The 16,534-nt window shown below is 42.1% G+C and carries 15 protein-coding genes and 1 pseudogene; 12 read left to right on the top strand and 4 right to left on the bottom strand.

What is annotated here, in order from left to right:
• Positions 1 to 143: 143 nt before the first annotated feature.
• Positions 144 to 2,048 carry a methyl-accepting chemotaxis protein gene (locus tag AACT19_RS13145; protein ID WP_076646626.1) on the top strand — a complete coding sequence of 635 codons (1,905 nt, stop codon included), beginning with the start codon at positions 144 to 146 and terminating at the stop codon, positions 2,046 to 2,048.
• 337 nt (positions 2,049 to 2,385) lie between these two features.
• Here the strand turns inward: AACT19_RS13145 and AACT19_RS13150 are convergent, their stop codons facing one another.
• Positions 2,386 to 3,297: a LysR family transcriptional regulator gene (locus AACT19_RS13150; RefSeq protein WP_083717883.1), complete on the bottom strand. Its 912-nt coding sequence runs from the start codon at positions 3,295 to 3,297 to the stop codon at positions 2,386 to 2,388.
• A gap of 121 nt (positions 3,298 to 3,418) precedes the next feature.
• Between AACT19_RS13150 and accD the strand changes: the two genes are divergently transcribed.
• Positions 3,419 to 4,285 (top strand): acetyl-CoA carboxylase, carboxyltransferase subunit beta, encoded by an 867-nt coding sequence (gene accD / locus AACT19_RS13155; RefSeq protein WP_054543120.1) that lies wholly within the window; start codon positions 3,419 to 3,421, stop codon positions 4,283 to 4,285.
• Positions 4,286 to 4,605: 320 nt separating this feature from the next.
• Complete coding sequence (locus AACT19_RS13160; RefSeq protein WP_017083405.1) at positions 4,606 to 4,851, top strand: hypothetical protein; 246 nt, start codon at positions 4,606 to 4,608, stop codon at positions 4,849 to 4,851.
• A gap of 268 nt (positions 4,852 to 5,119) precedes the next feature.
• Here the strand turns inward: AACT19_RS13160 and AACT19_RS13165 are convergent, their stop codons facing one another.
• Positions 5,120 to 5,509 (bottom strand): DOPA 4,5-dioxygenase family protein, encoded by a 390-nt coding sequence (locus tag AACT19_RS13165; RefSeq protein ID WP_083717884.1) that lies wholly within the window; start codon positions 5,507 to 5,509, stop codon positions 5,120 to 5,122.
• Positions 5,510 to 5,702: 193 nt separating this feature from the next.
• Between AACT19_RS13165 and AACT19_RS13170 the strand changes: the two genes are divergently transcribed.
• The 4 genes from AACT19_RS13170 (at position 5,703) to AACT19_RS13185 (ending at position 9,563) form a co-directional block, all read left to right on the top strand.
• Complete coding sequence (locus AACT19_RS13170) at positions 5,703 to 6,545, top strand: LysR family transcriptional regulator (protein ID WP_017083403.1); 843 nt, start codon at positions 5,703 to 5,705, stop codon at positions 6,543 to 6,545.
• Between the two features lie 438 nt (positions 6,546 to 6,983).
• Positions 6,984 to 7,877, top strand: a complete 894-nt coding sequence (locus tag AACT19_RS13175) for a nuclear transport factor 2 family protein (protein WP_076646628.1) — start codon at positions 6,984 to 6,986, stop codon at positions 7,875 to 7,877.
• Positions 7,878 to 8,178: 301 nt separating this feature from the next.
• Positions 8,179 to 9,045: a DMT family transporter gene (locus tag AACT19_RS13180; RefSeq protein WP_076646752.1), complete on the top strand. Its 867-nt coding sequence runs from the start codon at positions 8,179 to 8,181 to the stop codon at positions 9,043 to 9,045.
• Positions 9,039 to 9,563, top strand: coding sequence for a MerR family transcriptional regulator (locus tag AACT19_RS13185; RefSeq protein WP_054543117.1), 525 nt, complete (start codon positions 9,039 to 9,041; stop codon positions 9,561 to 9,563). The genes AACT19_RS13180 and AACT19_RS13185 overlap by 7 nt, the downstream gene beginning before the upstream one ends.
• Before the next feature lie 209 nt (positions 9,564 to 9,772).
• Here the strand turns inward: AACT19_RS13185 and AACT19_RS13190 are convergent, their stop codons facing one another.
• A complete protein-coding gene (locus AACT19_RS13190) occupies positions 9,773 to 11,584 on the bottom strand; it encodes a PLP-dependent transferase (RefSeq protein WP_076646630.1) in 1,812 nt (603 codons plus the stop codon).
• Between the two features lie 142 nt (positions 11,585 to 11,726).
• Here AACT19_RS13190 and AACT19_RS13195 point away from each other — a divergent pair, with 142 nt between their 5' ends.
• Positions 11,727 to 12,182, top strand: a complete 456-nt coding sequence (locus tag AACT19_RS13195; protein ID WP_017088527.1) for an Lrp/AsnC family transcriptional regulator — start codon at positions 11,727 to 11,729, stop codon at positions 12,180 to 12,182.
• A gap of 11 nt (positions 12,183 to 12,193) precedes the next feature.
• On the opposite strand, the gene AACT19_RS13200 is transcribed toward AACT19_RS13195, so the two are convergent.
• Complete coding sequence (locus AACT19_RS13200) at positions 12,194 to 12,763, bottom strand: hypothetical protein (RefSeq protein ID WP_076646632.1); 570 nt, start codon at positions 12,761 to 12,763, stop codon at positions 12,194 to 12,196.
• A gap of 469 nt (positions 12,764 to 13,232) precedes the next feature.
• On the opposite strand from AACT19_RS13200, the gene AACT19_RS13205 reads away from it, so the two are divergent.
• The 4 genes and pseudogenes from AACT19_RS13205 to AACT19_RS13220 all read left to right on the top strand — a co-directional run.
• Positions 13,233 to 14,141, top strand: a complete 909-nt coding sequence (locus tag AACT19_RS13205; protein WP_076646634.1) for a dienelactone hydrolase family protein — start codon at positions 13,233 to 13,235, stop codon at positions 14,139 to 14,141.
• Positions 14,142 to 14,448: 307 nt separating this feature from the next.
• Complete coding sequence (locus tag AACT19_RS13210) at positions 14,449 to 15,252, top strand: MetQ/NlpA family ABC transporter substrate-binding protein (RefSeq protein ID WP_076646636.1); 804 nt, start codon at positions 14,449 to 14,451, stop codon at positions 15,250 to 15,252.
• Between the two features lie 228 nt (positions 15,253 to 15,480).
• A complete protein-coding gene (locus AACT19_RS13215; protein ID WP_076646638.1) occupies positions 15,481 to 16,161 on the top strand; it encodes a haloacid dehalogenase type II in 681 nt (226 codons plus the stop codon).
• A 77-nt stretch (positions 16,162 to 16,238) separates the two neighbouring features.
• Positions 16,239 to 16,331, top strand: a pseudogene (locus AACT19_RS13220) (Lrp/AsnC family transcriptional regulator); the annotation flags it as partial.
• Positions 16,332 to 16,534 lie beyond the last annotated feature (203 nt).

Raw genomic sequence — 16,534 nt, forward strand, 5'->3', positions numbered from 1 at the left:
GTATATATCAATGATGAATGCATACGCCTTGTATGATTGCTTTTTTTGTTATGAGGTGAGCGTATCGGAGATACGTAAATCATTCATCTAAAGCAAAGAAGCATGATTTTGGTTCTAGCTAATTTAATATCATAGGATTTTTTATGGATAAACTCAGTTTTAGAGGGGCTTTATTAGCTTCTATTTCCGTTTTGGTTGCGCTTTCCGTAGGAACAGCAAATTACCTAGCTTTTATTAGTAAACGTGATGCGCTGCAATCTACTATTTATAAAGCGACCGAGGAGCGTGTAGAAGTTGAAGCTAAGCGCGTCCATGACTTTATGACTAGCAAAGCAACCGCTGTGAGTAATCTAGCTAGTGATTATAAGAGCTATAACTATTCAAGCTCTCATGCTGAGCGAATGCGTGTGAGTGGATTTTCTGCCAACGTTGAAAATATGATGATTGGTTTTGAAAATGGTGATGCTTATGCTTCGGTTTCTTACGATGGATGGATTAATCACAAGAGTCCTTCATCTTATGACCCACGACAAAAGCCTTGGTATAGCCAAGCACAAAACACAGGACAACTAATATATACAGATGCTTATAATGACGCCTCTACAGGCGAACAAATGGTGAGTATAGGTAAATCGTTCGGGTCAGGTGTTGTGCTAGCCGATGTTTCCTTGGAAGTGCTAAATAAAGCGGTAAAAGATATTAATATTTCAGGTGCAATGGCATTGATTATGTCTGACGACACCACTACCTTAGCTAGTACATCGGCTACTGTTAAAAATGGCGATAAATTGACTAATTTTACTGCTTTTAAAGGAGTGACTAATTCAGTTATTGGTCAGCCTTCAGCAATATTTGAGTACGAATTGAATGGTGCCGATAAGGTACTATTTTCTAGGCGTATTGAACTTGGTGAAAAGAACTGGTACTTGCTCATATCATTAGATAAAACGATTGTTTTTGCCACGATTGAAGAAGCAAAACAAGCGGCGTTCATTTCTACATTTATATACTTAATAGTAAGTATTGTTTTGGCACTACTTGTGTTGAACTATTTGTACCGTCCTATCCTCGCCCTCAAAAACACAATTCAAAGCTTATCCAGTGGTGATGGTGATTTAACACAGCGTCTTGCGGTCAATTCTAATGATGACCTTGGACAGATTGCACTGGGGGTCAATACCTTCATTGAAAGCTTACAATCTATGATGTTAGAAATTGAATCATCCACAGTAAAACTTCAGGGTGATGTCAAAGCACTGACGTCTCAGACTCAAAACAACGGACAAATACTCGCCCAACATGTAGTGGAAACGGAACAAGTCGTCACGGCCATAGAAGAAATGAATTCAACGGCTGAATCCGTCGCTCACCATGCAGCAGAAACGGCGCAATTTACTTCTGAAGCAACCACCATGAGCGGAGAGTCCTTAGAGGTAGTTCATGACGCACAGTCGAGTGTCTCTTCTTTAGTAGAAGAGGTAGAAGAGACCGCTCATAACATTCAAGCAATGAGTGAAGAAACTAAAGGCATTAGTTCCATTTTGAATGTCATTGGTGATATTGCTGACCAAACCAATTTACTTGCATTGAATGCAGCTATCGAAGCCGCAAGAGCAGGAGAGCAGGGGCGAGGCTTTGCTGTGGTAGCGGATGAGGTTCGAGCTTTGGCTAGTCGTACACAAACTAGTACAGGAGAAATAGAGAAAGCTCTAAGTAGCTTGGTTAATGGCAGTCAATCGGTTACAAGCTCAATGGATGCGACAAAGGATACCTGTAATAAGACGGCTGAAAGTACAGAGCTGGTTGGGCAACGTATTAATGGGTTAAGCAACCATATTGCTGAAATTAATGATTTAAGCACTCAGATTGCTACAGCGGCAGAAGAACAAAGTAGTGTGACACAAGAGGTAAGCCGTAATATGGCGTCCATCAACGACATGGTCAGCCAACTCAATGCTAATGGACAAGAAACAGCGCAACAAACGGAAAGTATTGCCGATACAAACGCACAAATTACTCAAATAGTAAATAAATTTAAACTTAGGTAACGGCATGAAATAGTTTTTCAAAAACGTTTTAAGGTGACGACCATAATATGGGGCGTCATTTTCGTTTTTTGATATTAAAAATTATCTTATGGAGAATTTGTTTTTAACTATCTAATGTGGTGGATAAGTGAATTTGGCTACCTGATTAGAGTGTTTGCAATACAATAAGTAATTTGTGGAATACTAATTTAGTAAAACCACTAAAACGCTTTTGTCCAAGAGTTTGTTATCACTACCCGAAAAACTAAGACCTCGCAAACGCGAGGTCTTAGTTTTATCCATAAATAGTGAGTACATCTCTAACCTAGCGAAGAGCCCCTAGCCTCCGAATTTTCTGTTATTTTTGCGCATCTAGATTCGCTTGATGTTTTAAGTGCTCAATGAACATCGGAACCTTTTTTGCTATGTGCTTTCTAGAAGCGTAGAAGGCGTACAGCACCAAATCTTCAGGTTTATATTCAAGTGTTATAACTTCCAAAGAGCCAGTATCTATTTCATCGCGACAAAATTCAGCAGGGAGTATCGCAAACCCCAAACCAGCCAATGCACCTGCTTTAGCGAGTTGTCCACTATTCACTTTAAATGTAGATTTTACTCTTTGAGTAATTACCTGACCTGTTTCGTTCTTAAATACCCATGGCGTACCATTTAACGCGGTAAAGCTGCTAATACAAGGTACATGTTTCAAATCCGTAATCTTAAAAGGCTTAGAAGATGTATGAAGAAGTTTGGGTGAAGCCACAACAACACTAGGCCAACGCTTAATCTCTTTCGCTATCCAATTGTTATCCTCTAGCTTCCCTCGATGAAAACTCAAAATAACGTCAAACCCGTCAAGCGGATCCTCTTTAGGGCTGATACTCGTATCACAACATAATGAAATAGATGGATATTGAGTACAAAATGAAACGACGGCTTGGGCCAATTCAGGTGAGTCTGGCATTAAAACATTGAGTTGCCCTATGACTTCACGAGAGTGTTGTGTCACCTCCTCAAGAGCGTCGTTGAGTTTATCCAACAATGGCTGAGTTCGTAGATAGAGGTGGTCCCCTGCTTCTGTCGAAGAAATTCGGCGAGTCGTTCTATCAAAAAGTCGAGCATCTAGCTGCTCTTCTAGCAACGCGATATGACGACTGACGTTTGATGTCGGTAAACACAGAAACTCTGCAGCTCTCTTAAAGCTATTGTTCTCATAGACACAGTGAAAACTTTTTAGCCATTGTTGATCAATCTTCTCAAGCATTCCCATTAATCCCACCCATTCTAATAATCCCACCTAATTGGATTATAAAGCCAATATTAGCCACTTTATTACCAGAAACAGGCTTATACAATACTCATCATTAAAAGTGAACTGGATAAGGTTTCCAATGAGTTGGATAGAAAAACTATTAGATAAGAAAAATATAATCAGTACGCGTAAAGCGAATATTCCAGAAGGCGTATGGACAAAATGCCCCTCTTGCGACCAGATCCTGTACAGCATAGCCCTTAATGAAAATCTGGAGGTATGTCCAAAATGCGATCACCACATGAGGATGTCGGCACGCTGTCGCTTAGACAGTTTTTTAGATAAAGGTATGAAAACTGAGTTAGGCAAACAACACGAGCCGAAAGATTTGCTCAGTTTCAAAGACAATAAACGCTACACAGAGCGCCTTGCCCTAGCCCAAAAAAGTACAGGTGAGAAAGATGCAATAGTCGCGATGCAGGGAGAGTTGTTAGGGATGCCTGTTGTGGCGTGCGCTTTCGAATTTTCTTTTATGGCTGGCTCAATGGGTGCCGTTGTGGGCGCTCGCTTTGTTGATGCTGTTAATGCAGCCATCGAGGCTAACTGTGGATTGGTATGCTTTTCGGCTTGTGGTGGAGCGCGTATGCAAGAGTCACTGATGGCTTTAATGCAAATGGCAAAAACGAGTGCTGCTTTAAAACGGCTATCAGATGCAAAGCTCCCTTATATCTCCGTATTGACCGATCAAACTTTTGGCGGTGTATCGGCAAGTATTGCGATGTTAGGTGATATCAATATCGGTGAACCTAAAGCGAGAATTGGTTTTGCCGGACGAAGAGTGATTGAACAAACGGTACGAGAAAAATTACCTGAAGATTTTCAGCAGAGTGAGTTCCTATTAGAGCATGGCGCATTAGACATGATTATTGATAGACGTGACATGCGTAAACGAGTAGCTAAACTGATCGCGATGATGACCAATACTCAGATTCAAGTCGAGCATTAAACCACTACACCTCGCCCTATAGCTCCCCCCAAAATGAAGTTCAGCGATCTATTTAGATTAACGACCACGGGGGAGAACATTCTTTGCCGCTAAACTGAAGCCGCACTTGTCTCGTACTCATCACGATCGGTATTCAGTTCCTTTTCTTCATACGATCAATAAGAGATTGAGAATACGAACCGCACCCAGCACATTCCATTGGATTACTGTATTTTCACTAGCTTCTTATAGTTAAAATACCGTATGGTACAAACGATAAAATTATTAAGACTTGTGGCCTTTGCCACAGAGACTCTCCATTTAAAACGAAAAGACTTACTATGAATTTTGATATCAATGCACTGAAACACCACCAACTGGTCGAAGATGGTCAATTAGAAGGGTGTTATATTCATCAGCCTGTGCAAGGCAGTCAGCCAGATGACAAAGCGGTTTTAGTGGAGCGCCAAGCGCTAGAAAGCCTGGGATATAAGGTGGTTCAGGTTAAAGCGAAAGGTGGGACAACAACGTTTGCCGAGGCTATGCAAAAGTTTGCGAAGAAGACGGGTCACCAGCCCAAAGAGTAAGCGGATGAGTAGAGGGCGTGACCAAGTTCGCTAACAACAGTCTTTCGACTACCCTGTCGAGCGACCTTAATAAGCACTATTTCATGCTGACAGCATGGGCTGTAGCGAAAGCTTTTTCCTCCGTTAGCGCTTGCTGTCACAGTTTGCCCCAGAGCAATCTATCTAGGATTTGAACGAGTCGCTTCCATTCTCCTCTTTTGATTCTTCCCCCTCTTTCCATGTTTTTCATTGTTTTCATTGTTTTCATCATCGATACAAATTTGGGGATTTATAGATTCTCTAGATTCAGGTCTTTGACATCTCCCATCCAAAAAACTCTATCTTTATGATCTAACAAATCATTTCCACTGATGGGGTGAAAAAGTATCGTTAAACCTTTTCGGTTGAACGTCAACCAAGTAACTACGTCACTTAATAAATGTGGTTTAAAGTAAAGCTGACAGCTCCAACAAGGATGAGGGCCAACCAATTTTCGATGCAGTTGGCCTTGTCTTAGATCTGTAATTTCTAATGCTATATCGTTAATTACCCTTTGAGCCGTTTGCTCGGTAAGGTCATTAAAATAAATGTGTGCATGCCAACCTTTTAACCTTGGAGAGGATATTGCTTCTTGGTGATTACCATACGCCATTGGTATTTGGGGAGTGAAACTGGGCATAAAAGACCTCTATAAACTGGAATTTTTTATTTACGATTAACTCGAAAATATCGTTCATTCCGGTGAGTCAATCTTTGGTTCTGTTTTATCGAGAAAGAGTATGTTACAACCTATATCATTAATACACTGCATAAGTTGAATGTTACCTATGAACACTTTCGATTACTCTACGTTGGATGGACGACTACTTCGCATGTTTATTAGCGTTTATGAACACCAATCAGTAACAAAAGCAGCGGATAGTATGGGGGTTACTCAATCAACAGTTAGCCATGGGCTTAACCAACTGCGCAAAATAGTAAAAGATGAATTGTTTGTCACTTCAGGAAGAGGCATCGCGCCTACGCCAAAGGCGGGAGAACTTATTGAAAGGGCCAGAGAAATCGTAATAGCGATGCAAGCCTTCGCAAGCTCACAACAATACAACCCACTAATAGATGATAAAGTTTTTTCCATCGCGGCTAACGACTATGAAATAGAAACCGTTATAAAACCTATGTTTCATGATTTCCAGAAAGCAGCGCCGATGAGCTCGTTGCACATAGCTCCAGCCAGAACTCAACTTCAGTGGGCTTCATTACTTAGGTCTGGCGATGTAGATTTTGTTTTGTCACCAGAACTAACGAGTAACGAGTCGGATTTAATTCAAACTAAGTTGTTTTCTGACCAAGAGGTCTGTTTTTACAATCCTCAAAAGCAAACACCGCCAACAACGATAGAGCAATATTGCTCCAAACCTCACGCCATCATGTCTTTTGAGCATTCTCACCAAACCGAGATCGACACAATACTTAAAAAACGAGGAGTGAAGAGAAAAATCGTAGCTAGTGCGCCGAGTTTCGGGGCGATAGCGTCTTTAATTAAAGATACAAATATCATAGTGACAATGCCTTCTCGCTTGTCAGAAACGTTATTTAGAGACTTTAAGCAGGTCCCCTTACCTTTTGAGCTTCCTCACTTCAATATTGTTAAAGTCTGGCACAATAGAAATAAGCAGTCAGAGCGTCATTCTTGGCTTAAAAATCGATTACAGTGAGTATTATTTGGGATTGATACTCTTAGTTTTTTGGCTGTATGTTAAAAAAGACCGACCATGGTATGAGGTTTCTGTTTTTTTAAACCAAGTAAACGCCTGTGTATTGAACCCATCTATTCATCTATTCATCTATTCATCTATTCATCTATTCATCTATTCATCTATTCATCTATTCATCTATTCAGAGTAATTATATTGCTCTGATTTGCCCTTTAAAATAAGTAGTTATCAGATCCCAGCCAGTATCCCGTGACCATCATTAGATCTCGATTTAAGTAATAGACTTCACCTACCACCTCGCCACAACTACAACTACAACTACAACTACAACCAATCGAATTTATTCATGATAAGTATGAACAATGCCCTATTTTTTAAATTAATTAGAGTGGCTAGCATACAGGTGCTCAAACAAAACAAACCTAAAAAGGAAGAATCATGTCTATTAAATCTGTTGCAATCGGAATGGCTGTTTGTCTATTTACTGCCCCAAGCTTTGCTAACCTAAGCACCATTGATGCTCAAACTAATCAATCCATTAAACTAGCTGAAGGCTTCTACGAAGATGTACTGGTTTATAGGAATTTGAACAACTTCGGAAAGTACGTTGGTGACACTTACATCCAACACGCTACCGCTTATGGCGATGGACCAGCAGAACTGATTAAAGCGGTAGCTGGCGAGTTAACTGCTGATCCTGGCGTGAAAGTAGATATCTACCGTACCATTGCAGAAGGTCCTTATGTCGCAATACACTCTGTTTGGACAACTTCAGACGGTGCGGAATATGTTTATGTTGATATCTGGAGAGAAGAAAATGGCATGCTGGTAGAGCATTGGGATCACTACCAACAAGTTCCGGAAAAATCTGAAAACAAAAACACCATGTACCAAGGGCCAGACGCGAATATCTATGATGCAACTCAAGACATCGAGCGTAATCGAGGCAGAGCCATTGCTGTGTTGAAAAGCTTTGATAACCCAGCGGATACAAGTGCGTTAAAAAAGTATATTTCTAGCGAAACCTACATTCAACACAACCCAGAGGTTCCAAATGGTAGAAAAGCATTGGTTGGTTACCTTGATTACTTAAACAGTAACGGGACCAAGCTAAAAACGGAGATAGCAAAAACAATCGCAATGGGTGACATGGTTCTTGTTCATTCGAAGCAAATTGACCTAGGTAAAAAAGGCGATTTAGGTGTTGGTTACATTGATATCTTCCGCTTTAATAGCGAAGGGAAAATAGTAGAGCATTGGGATATTGCAGAAACTCAAACTGGAGAGTCAGCCAACGAGAACGATGTGTTTGGTTACCCTAGCCAACGTTAATTGCAGCTTCATTGAGTGGAAAAAGTGCTCAACATCAGTGTTGTCCAAAAACTACTTTTTCCGCTCATATTTGCCTTATGTTATAGGAAATGACCCATTAACATTTGAATATAGCCACCTCTGTGGCTAATTTCTTTTTCTAGCCGTTGACGACTCATACCACTTGACCTGTCTACAGGTAACCACTTTAGAATGATTAGCCTTATGCTTATCATGACTAAAGAGGCACATTTCGTTGTACCAATTACGAGACTTACAGCAGTCAAAGCTATTTCAGCTCTTCGACCATTTACCATCGACAATGAAAGGGATCACTCTTGCCCTTATATCTACAGCACTGTTTACGATCGTTGGGGTATTTGTTCGACAGCTCAGCACAGACTATGACACCTTTCAGATCCTGTTCTTTCGCCAGTTCATTTTTATGTTGTTGCTCATGCCTGCGATCAGCAAAAATATCGGCGTGCTACTTAAGCCCAACAAAATATCGCTTCACCTACTAAGAATACTAGGCGCTTTTACCGCTCTATATTTTGGCTTTATTTCAGTGAGCAATATTCCATTTGCTGACGCAACAGCACTCGGTTTCTTGCAGGTGCTTTTTGTGGCTCTAATCGCTCATTTCGTGTTGGCAGAGCAGATCACCAGCAGTCGAATTTTCACGATTGTGGTTGGATTTATCGGGGTAATGACGGTTGTTCGACCGACCTTTTCTGCAAACCATAGCCTTTATGTTTTATCTGGCGTGATTGCCGCACTAGGCGCGTCGGTAGCGGTAGTGTGTGTAAGGAAAGTTGCACAGAGCGAACCAAAGATAACATTGATGGCATACCAAGCTCTGGCAATTGGTTTGATGACATTAATACCAACCCTTTACTTATGGCGCACGCCAACAGTCGAAGACTTCATGTTACTGCTGTTAGTTGGCCTCATCTCTTCGTTTGCTCAGTATGTTGGTATCTCTGCATATAAATGGGCGCAAGCCAACATCATTGCCAATGTTGAGTATGTAAAGATTATCTATTCACTTATTATTGGCTTAGTTGTCTTTTCTGAAATTCCTGATTTATGGTCAATGATTGGCGCACTGATTATTCTTATTAGTGCATTGATTCCATTGATTTGGTCTCACTATCAAACCACCAAAGAGGATAGCCCTAAGTGTTGAGCATCAAACAATTTTGTGAACAACTAGAGGTATCTCGAACAACGGTTCTCTACTACGAACGAAAGGGGCTAATCACTCCCGCAGCTAGAACACCTAACGGTTATCGCCAATATGGCGAACGAGAGCTTGAAAGGTTTAGAGCAATACTTGCCTATCGTTCTTATGGTATTCCTGTCAGTGAGATTGAGAGCCTGCTACAGCAATCTCAAGATGAAGACCGAGATACGGTACTAAGACAACAGTTTGCTGCTCTCGATCTAGAAATTCAAAAGTTGCGTCAGCAGCAACAGTCCATTATGGCGTTACTCAAAGAGCCTGAACTTCTTAATCAAGGCCTACTCACCAAAGAGCGTTGGACAGAAATACTTAAAGAGTCAGGAATGGATGAACAGGACATGATCAATTGGCACAAACGCTTTGAGCAGATGGAGCCACTAGGACATCTCAAATTCCTCCAATCTTTAAATATCGATGAAGATGAAATTGAGCAAATAAGGGCGTGGTCACGAAAGCCGTGAGGTGTTGAAATGATTTGCCCACATTCCACGAGTTAAAGGCTATTAGGTGATTCATCGACGCATTTTTCTAGGATTTGTTCTAGGTTGGTTTATGCTGCTACCTAAAACCCAAAAGGCCTCGCACACGCGAGGCCTTACGTTTTTCATTTAACGTTTACAGCTACCCTACTTCACTGACTCCTCTTGTTAACTGTCCTTACTGACCTAAGTTACTGAGTAAGCTGACTGAACTTCGGCAAGCTCTTCACAAACCTCTGGTGTACATCCATATAGGTTTGCATATAGATTTCATCGATACTGTCACCACTCGGGAAACTCGATGAGAAGTCTGCGTGTTTGTGGTCAATCGACAATTTAGCGGCCTCGATAATATGAGCGATGAACATTCGAGGATCTTCTAAGCCGATAGAGATACGCATTGTGGTCGGTTTGATGCCTGCTTCATTTAACGCTTCATCGCTGAGCTCTGAGTGCGTGGTCAGTGCTGGACACAAGGCCACGGTGTTGGTTTGCCCTAAGCTCACTTGCATGCCGATTGCTGGCTCAAGCATGTCGAAGAACTGTTTAAACCCATCTCGATTGATTGGTGCACGATTGCCATTTCCTTCCATATCGATGGTAAAAAGCGCCGCTGGTAAACCCAAGTACATGTTGTTCTGGCAGTGTTCATAGTTATCGCTGTCTGGCAAAGCTGGACACGACACATTGATGTCTGGGTGAGCATCAAAGATCTTCGCGAGAGTCAGGGTATTAATCGTTTTCTGCACTACTCGCATCTCATACGTTTTCATACCATTGAGCACTTCAAACGCTTTGTCTGCGTCTAGGAATGCGCCCTTAATGTAGTACACATTCCAAAACAGCGTTTCGTTCCATGGAATGGTGGCCTCATCACCGTTAGGTTTGGTGAAAGTGACCTCCTCTCCTTTTGGAATAAACATGGTCTCGTTGCGGCCAATCACAACTCCAGCGGTTGTGGTGCCAGAACCCGCCAGTTCTTTGGTGTAGGAGTGAATCACATAATCGGGTCTTTCAGCCACATCGTCGCGTTTTAGTACTGGATGCAGCAATGGAGTCCCCACTGTTGAGTCAACAATCACATCCCAACCGCGAGAGTGGCCAGCTTTACTGATGCTAGCAACATCCAACACGTATCCATGCGGGTTACACGGTGACTCAAGGTAAACATAGATCTTCTTACCACCAGCGAGGCGATCTGCGTATTTATGAGTAACCTCATCAAGGCGCGTCGCGAACTCATCACCGGAATAACCATCCACCCACTCTACCGCGACATTCAGATTCGAAGGCTTGCCAAACCAATCTTCCAACAGCTGGTAAGAACCGCCATAGATATTACGTGAAGCCAAGACAATGTCTTCATACCCGAGCAAGTGGCTCAACAACCCATCAATAGCCGCCATCCCCGAGTTAAAATTCCATGCGAGGTATTCGTTGGCTCTAGAGCCGGCCTCAATATCAACCATATGGTTAGCCAATGAAATCGATGTTGGGTTAAGCAGTCGAGAGTAAATATCGTGCAGCGGCTCTTTACCGTTGAACGCATCTTCAATCCATTCTGTACACGCAAACAAATACGTTGCAGTGCGTGTAATTACGGGGCTGGCAGAGAAAATAGCAGCGACATTATCGAAGATAGGATACGCACCTTTAGACGCAAAATTGCCATTATTGGTGGCAATAGATTGGTAAGTAGCACGCATTGGGTTTTGCAGGTTGTCGAGGATCTTAGCTATCTGGAATGACAAGAAACGTTTGGCGTTAAACCAAGCGATTCGGTCACTCTTGTCGAGTTCTGAAAGTCCATCAACCGTCAATGCCCAAAGATCGTGTGTCTTGGTATTGGCTTTGTACAGTGTCGTCGCCAGTTCAATCAGAGTGACGCCGTAATCACTGTTTGGATCGATACCAAAATGCTTTGCTTGCTCAATGGCAAGGGCTTCTGCTTGTTCATGTTTGGTTGTTTTACGCAGCGGGCTAAGTTGAGTTGAAGTATTCATAATTCCTAAGTCATTCCATGCTTGTTGTTCCTCCTTTAATTTTAGTTTTGTACAGATGCTAAAAATTGCTATTTGCGAAGTAAGACATACACTTTGAGCAATAATATTGCCAAACTGAATTCGATATTGATGGATTATGCTAATGGACGAGATCGACAAGAAAATACTGGCTGAATTGCAAAGCAACGCACGACTGTCTAATCAAGAGTTGGCCGATCGCGTGGCGCTGTCGCCATCTCCTTGTTTACGCCGAGTTCGAGCACTCGAGAAGCAAGGGATTATTCGTGGCTATCACGCCAGTGTCGACCAAGAAGCATGCGGCTTGCCTGTGAATGTGTTTGTGTTGGTGAAACTTGAAAAGCCGACTGAAGAGAACATGCGAGACTTTGAACAGCACATCGAAGTGATTGACGAGGTGTTAGAGTGTTTTCTGATGACGGGCAATCACGACTACCTATTGCATGTGGTGAGTGAATCGCTCAAAAGCTACGAGCAGTTCATCCGCAAGCAATTAACCCGCCTGCCCAATATCGCTTCTATTGAATCCAGCTTCGCTTTCGGTCAGGTAAAAACAAAGACTAAGCTGCCAGTGAGGTAATTAGAAACGACTTAATTTAGCTGTGCTGATGGCATTGGATAGTCATCTCCAATCATACAGATAAGTGCGCCACCAAAAGCTTTGTCGTAACGTACTTTTCCTGTCGCATCCGAGCTTTCTATGCTCGAACTGCCGTCCACAATGTGATTAATTTCTTGTGCGACTTTTGTTGGTACCAACCAGATACAAGCCGCAACAGAGCAAGTGGATGATGACGATTCGCAACCTGTCTCGGTGCTTCCTCGTGCCCACTGACTATCTTTTTCCTTGAGCAGTAGTTGCGTTGCTATGTAATCTGGATGATCAATATATTGATCACCACCTATCCATGTATCGTCATAAGGTAGGTATGGTCCTTTCCATGTTGATAAGCCCGGATTTTCGATTAAGTGATTGATGTTTAAGTAGCCGAAGTTCGTGTCGGTATCGGAAGTGATTGGAGGCAAAGAGCTATTATCACGAGAATATTGCTCAGCAGCATCCAAAACAGTATTAAGTTGCCCGATTAGAAATTTTGCCTCGTCGACACGGGACATACGGTTCCCGAACTGGTTGTAGATAAAAAAAGCGGCAATGAGCATTAGTAAACTAAACGCGGCAAGTTTCTATTTTTCTATCTGACGCAAAAGTTTCAACATCTATTTTTATCTCTCATAAAGAAGGTTCTGATAACGCTAAGGCTGCTCTTATAGGAAAGATTATACCAGAGTAAAATCAAGCGTTTTGCATTGAAACGTACTTGTCCATATCTGTGGTAAATAGGCTTAACTCTTAAATGCCCAATTTAAAGCTAGAACTTCCTCAAAAACCAATAATCAAAACCGCACTACTTCACTGACTTAATCACTTGCATCAACCTTGTGTTGATTGATTCAGTAAAACAAACCTAAGACATGGGAATCGATTCCGAAGTGATCGTTTTATCTGACTGTCATCTAATTTTTGTACTTTGATATAACAAATAGCTTAAAAGATATTGAGCGATCGTTCAAATATGTTGAAATTTCCACTATAGTTGATTGGTCAAACAACTCACAACAAGGAAAAGTTATGAATCAAAGTACCGAATCTCAATCAGATCCGACTCGATCTATCCCTCAAGAAGCATTTGATTGGTACGACGAATATGCGCACGGTCTGATTGATCGCAGAGAGTTTATGGCTCGTCTATCCGGGCTAGCTGTACTTGGCTTAACCATGACAACATTAACTTCTGCACTGATCCCTAATTATGCGCAGGCAGAGCAAGTCTCTTTCAATGATCCTTCCATCAAAGCAACCTACGAGAAGTTTCCTTCGCCTAAAGGACACGGAGAAGGCTATGGCTACTTGGTGGTACCAAAAGAGTTAGAGGGTAATGCGCCTGTTGTCTTGGTCATTCATGAAAATAGAGGCTTAAATCCATACGTAAAGGATGTGGCAAGACGACTCGCGGCCGCGGGGTTTATTGCGTTTGCACCTGATGCACTCTATTCGCTTGGTGGGTATCCAGGTAATGATGATGAAGGCCGAGCAATGCAAAAATCATTATCCAGAGAGAAAATCGAAGAAGACTTTATCGCCGCTGCAAACTTTTTGAAATCTCATGAAAAAAGTAACGGCAAGCTAGGCGCAGTCGGATTTTGTTTCGGTGGCTATATCGTAAATATGTTGGCGGCGGTAATGCCAGAGCAACTGGATGCGGGCGTTCCGTTTTATGGTACTCCTGCCGCACCTGATTTAAGAAAGAGCGTTAAAGGGCCATTACTCATCCAATTCGCTGGAATCGATAAACGTGTGAATGCAACTTGGCCAGACTATGAAACCGAACTCAAAGAGAACGGAGCAGACTACACCGCATACATCTATGACGGTGTGAATCATGGCTTCCATAACGATTCAACAGGTCGATATGCAGAAGAAGAAGCGGAGTTAGCATGGACACGTACACTTGAGTTCTTTAATCAAAAGCTCTCTTAATAGGAAAGATTACCGAACCCGTTTTCTTTAAGTTCCAAGTTACTGCCCTATACCTTATTCAACGAAACCCAAAAGGCCTCATACGTGCGAGGCCTTTGTTTTCTCAACGCTACATTGGCTTGCCCTACAGATAGGTTTGGGGTCGTCGACATTCTGATATGAATTAAACCTGACTCTTAATATCAATCTAACCTATTAATATCAATCTAACTTTGCTTCTAACAAACCTATTGACCCGATCTTATAAATAGATAATATAGACACCCAGACGCCCAGATGTCTTTTTGAACAATTAAATGGAGTTATCATGAACAGCTACAAAAAAATCACAGCATCCCTGTTGGCATTAGCTTTCGTATTCGGTGTAACAGGATGTGGAAAAAAAGACGAGGCTGTCATCAAGATTGGGGCGACAGTTGGCCCACATGCACAAGTTGTACAGGCAGTCGCCAAAGAAGCAGCAAAGCAAGGGATTAACATTGAGCTAGTTGAATTCTCAGACTACATCACCCCTAACGCAGCATTAGATGATGGAAGCATCCAACTGAATAGCTACCAACATCAGCCATTTCTCGACAACTTTAACGACAATCACGATAGCAAGTTAGTTTCTATCGGGCGTTCAATTTTGATGCGCATGGGCGTTTACTCTAACAAGTACACTTCGCTTGACTCTATCCCCGACAACGCACGAATCGCGATTCCAAACGACCCAACGAATGGCGGGCGTGGACTATTACTGCTTGAAGATGCCGGGCTGATTTCACTAAAAGACAACGCTGGTTTCAACGCATCTTTAAACGATATTGTTAGCAACCCGAAGAACATTCGATTTGTTGAAGTGGATGCCGCGCAGTTACCCCGCTCTCTTGACGATGTAGATGCTGCTGCAATCACCATGAACTATGTGATGTCGGCTGGACTCGATCCTAAGAAACAAGGCATTTACTTAGAGAAAAAAGACGCACCTTTAGCCGTGATGGTTGTAGCGGCGCGAGAAGAAGACAAAAATAACGAAACGTATAAAAAGATCATCTCAATTTACCACTCTCAAGAGATTAATGACTTTTTAGACAGCACTTTCAAAGGCACCATCGAAGCCGCAAATTAAGCTAAATAATCTAAATAATCCAGATAAATCAAATAAGTCATTTCAGATTTGGCGTTGCCTGATACCTATGAAGCAACGCCAGATTTGAGTTGAAGGGTTGTCGCTGACGCATTCCAGCCCCTTTTCAAATTAGAGAGCAAAGCTCAAGTTACTTAAATCGAGGTTGAAAACCGTATCGTCAGAGCGGATTATGTAAGCATGAAATTCAATTAAATCTGGGTTCTTCGCATGAAAAAAGAAGTGATACTGTTTGATATAAATGAAACGGTTTTAAATTTGGGGTCATTACAGCCTAAATTTAAAGCAGTATTTGGCAGCGAGGATGCACTATCGCTTTGGTTCTCAAAGCTTTTGCACTCTTCAACGGTTTGCATCGCAACAAACGTAAAATCTACTTTTTCTGAATTAGCGAATGCAGCGCTCGACGCTATTGCACAGCGATACAAGTGTGATTTAACGGCGGAAAGCAAAGATGCTTTGTTAACTTCTTTTGCCAATCTACCAGCGCACACTGATATCAAAGCATCTTTACTTAAATTGCGTAACAACGGTTTTAAAACAGTCGCTTTTTCCAACTCATCCCTCGATCTCATCACTTCTCAAATCAAGAACTCGGGCTTAGAAGATTATTTCGACACCGTCATTTCCGTTGAAGAAACAGGCAGTTTCAAACCAAATTCAGACGTGTATAAATTTGCAGCCGAAACCTTACAAGAGCCTGTCGAAAACCTTCGTCTTGTCGCTACTCATGATTGGGACACTCATGGTGCACTATCCGCTGGCTTACAAGCAGCCTATATAGACCGCACAGGCGTTGAGTATCATTCCTTGTATTTGAAGCCGGAGATTAGCTCAAAGACGATGGATGGTGTGGTAGAACAGATAATTAAGCACAATTTAGAAAACTAAACCTCAAGAGACTTTTCTACTCCCGCTCGATACAAACAAAAAGGCCTCGCACACCCGAGGCCTTAATTCTATCTACAGAGCAATTAACTCGCCTGCCCAATATTGCCTCTATTGAATCCAGCTTAGCCTTCGGTCTGGTAAAAACTAAGACCAAGCTTCCCGTGAGATAAATGTGTGACGCTGTTGTTGGGGTTTATGGTGCGATAGAGGCTGATCTTCATCATGCCTTGAATCAAAAGCAATATGTGCTTGCACGGTCTTCAACTAGAAATCAGAACCAAACTGAATTGTGCGCATAATTTTCAGTTGGTTAGGTAAGGGCTGGATCGAACTTTAGTAGAGGTTACATTTACTATAGGCAGGGGTTGTGAAT

Origin of the sequence: Vibrio sp. 10N.222.47.A9 (genome assembly GCF_963872585.1) — a bacterium.
GTDB classification, from domain to species: domain Bacteria; phylum Pseudomonadota; class Gammaproteobacteria; order Enterobacterales; family Vibrionaceae; genus Vibrio; species Vibrio splendidus.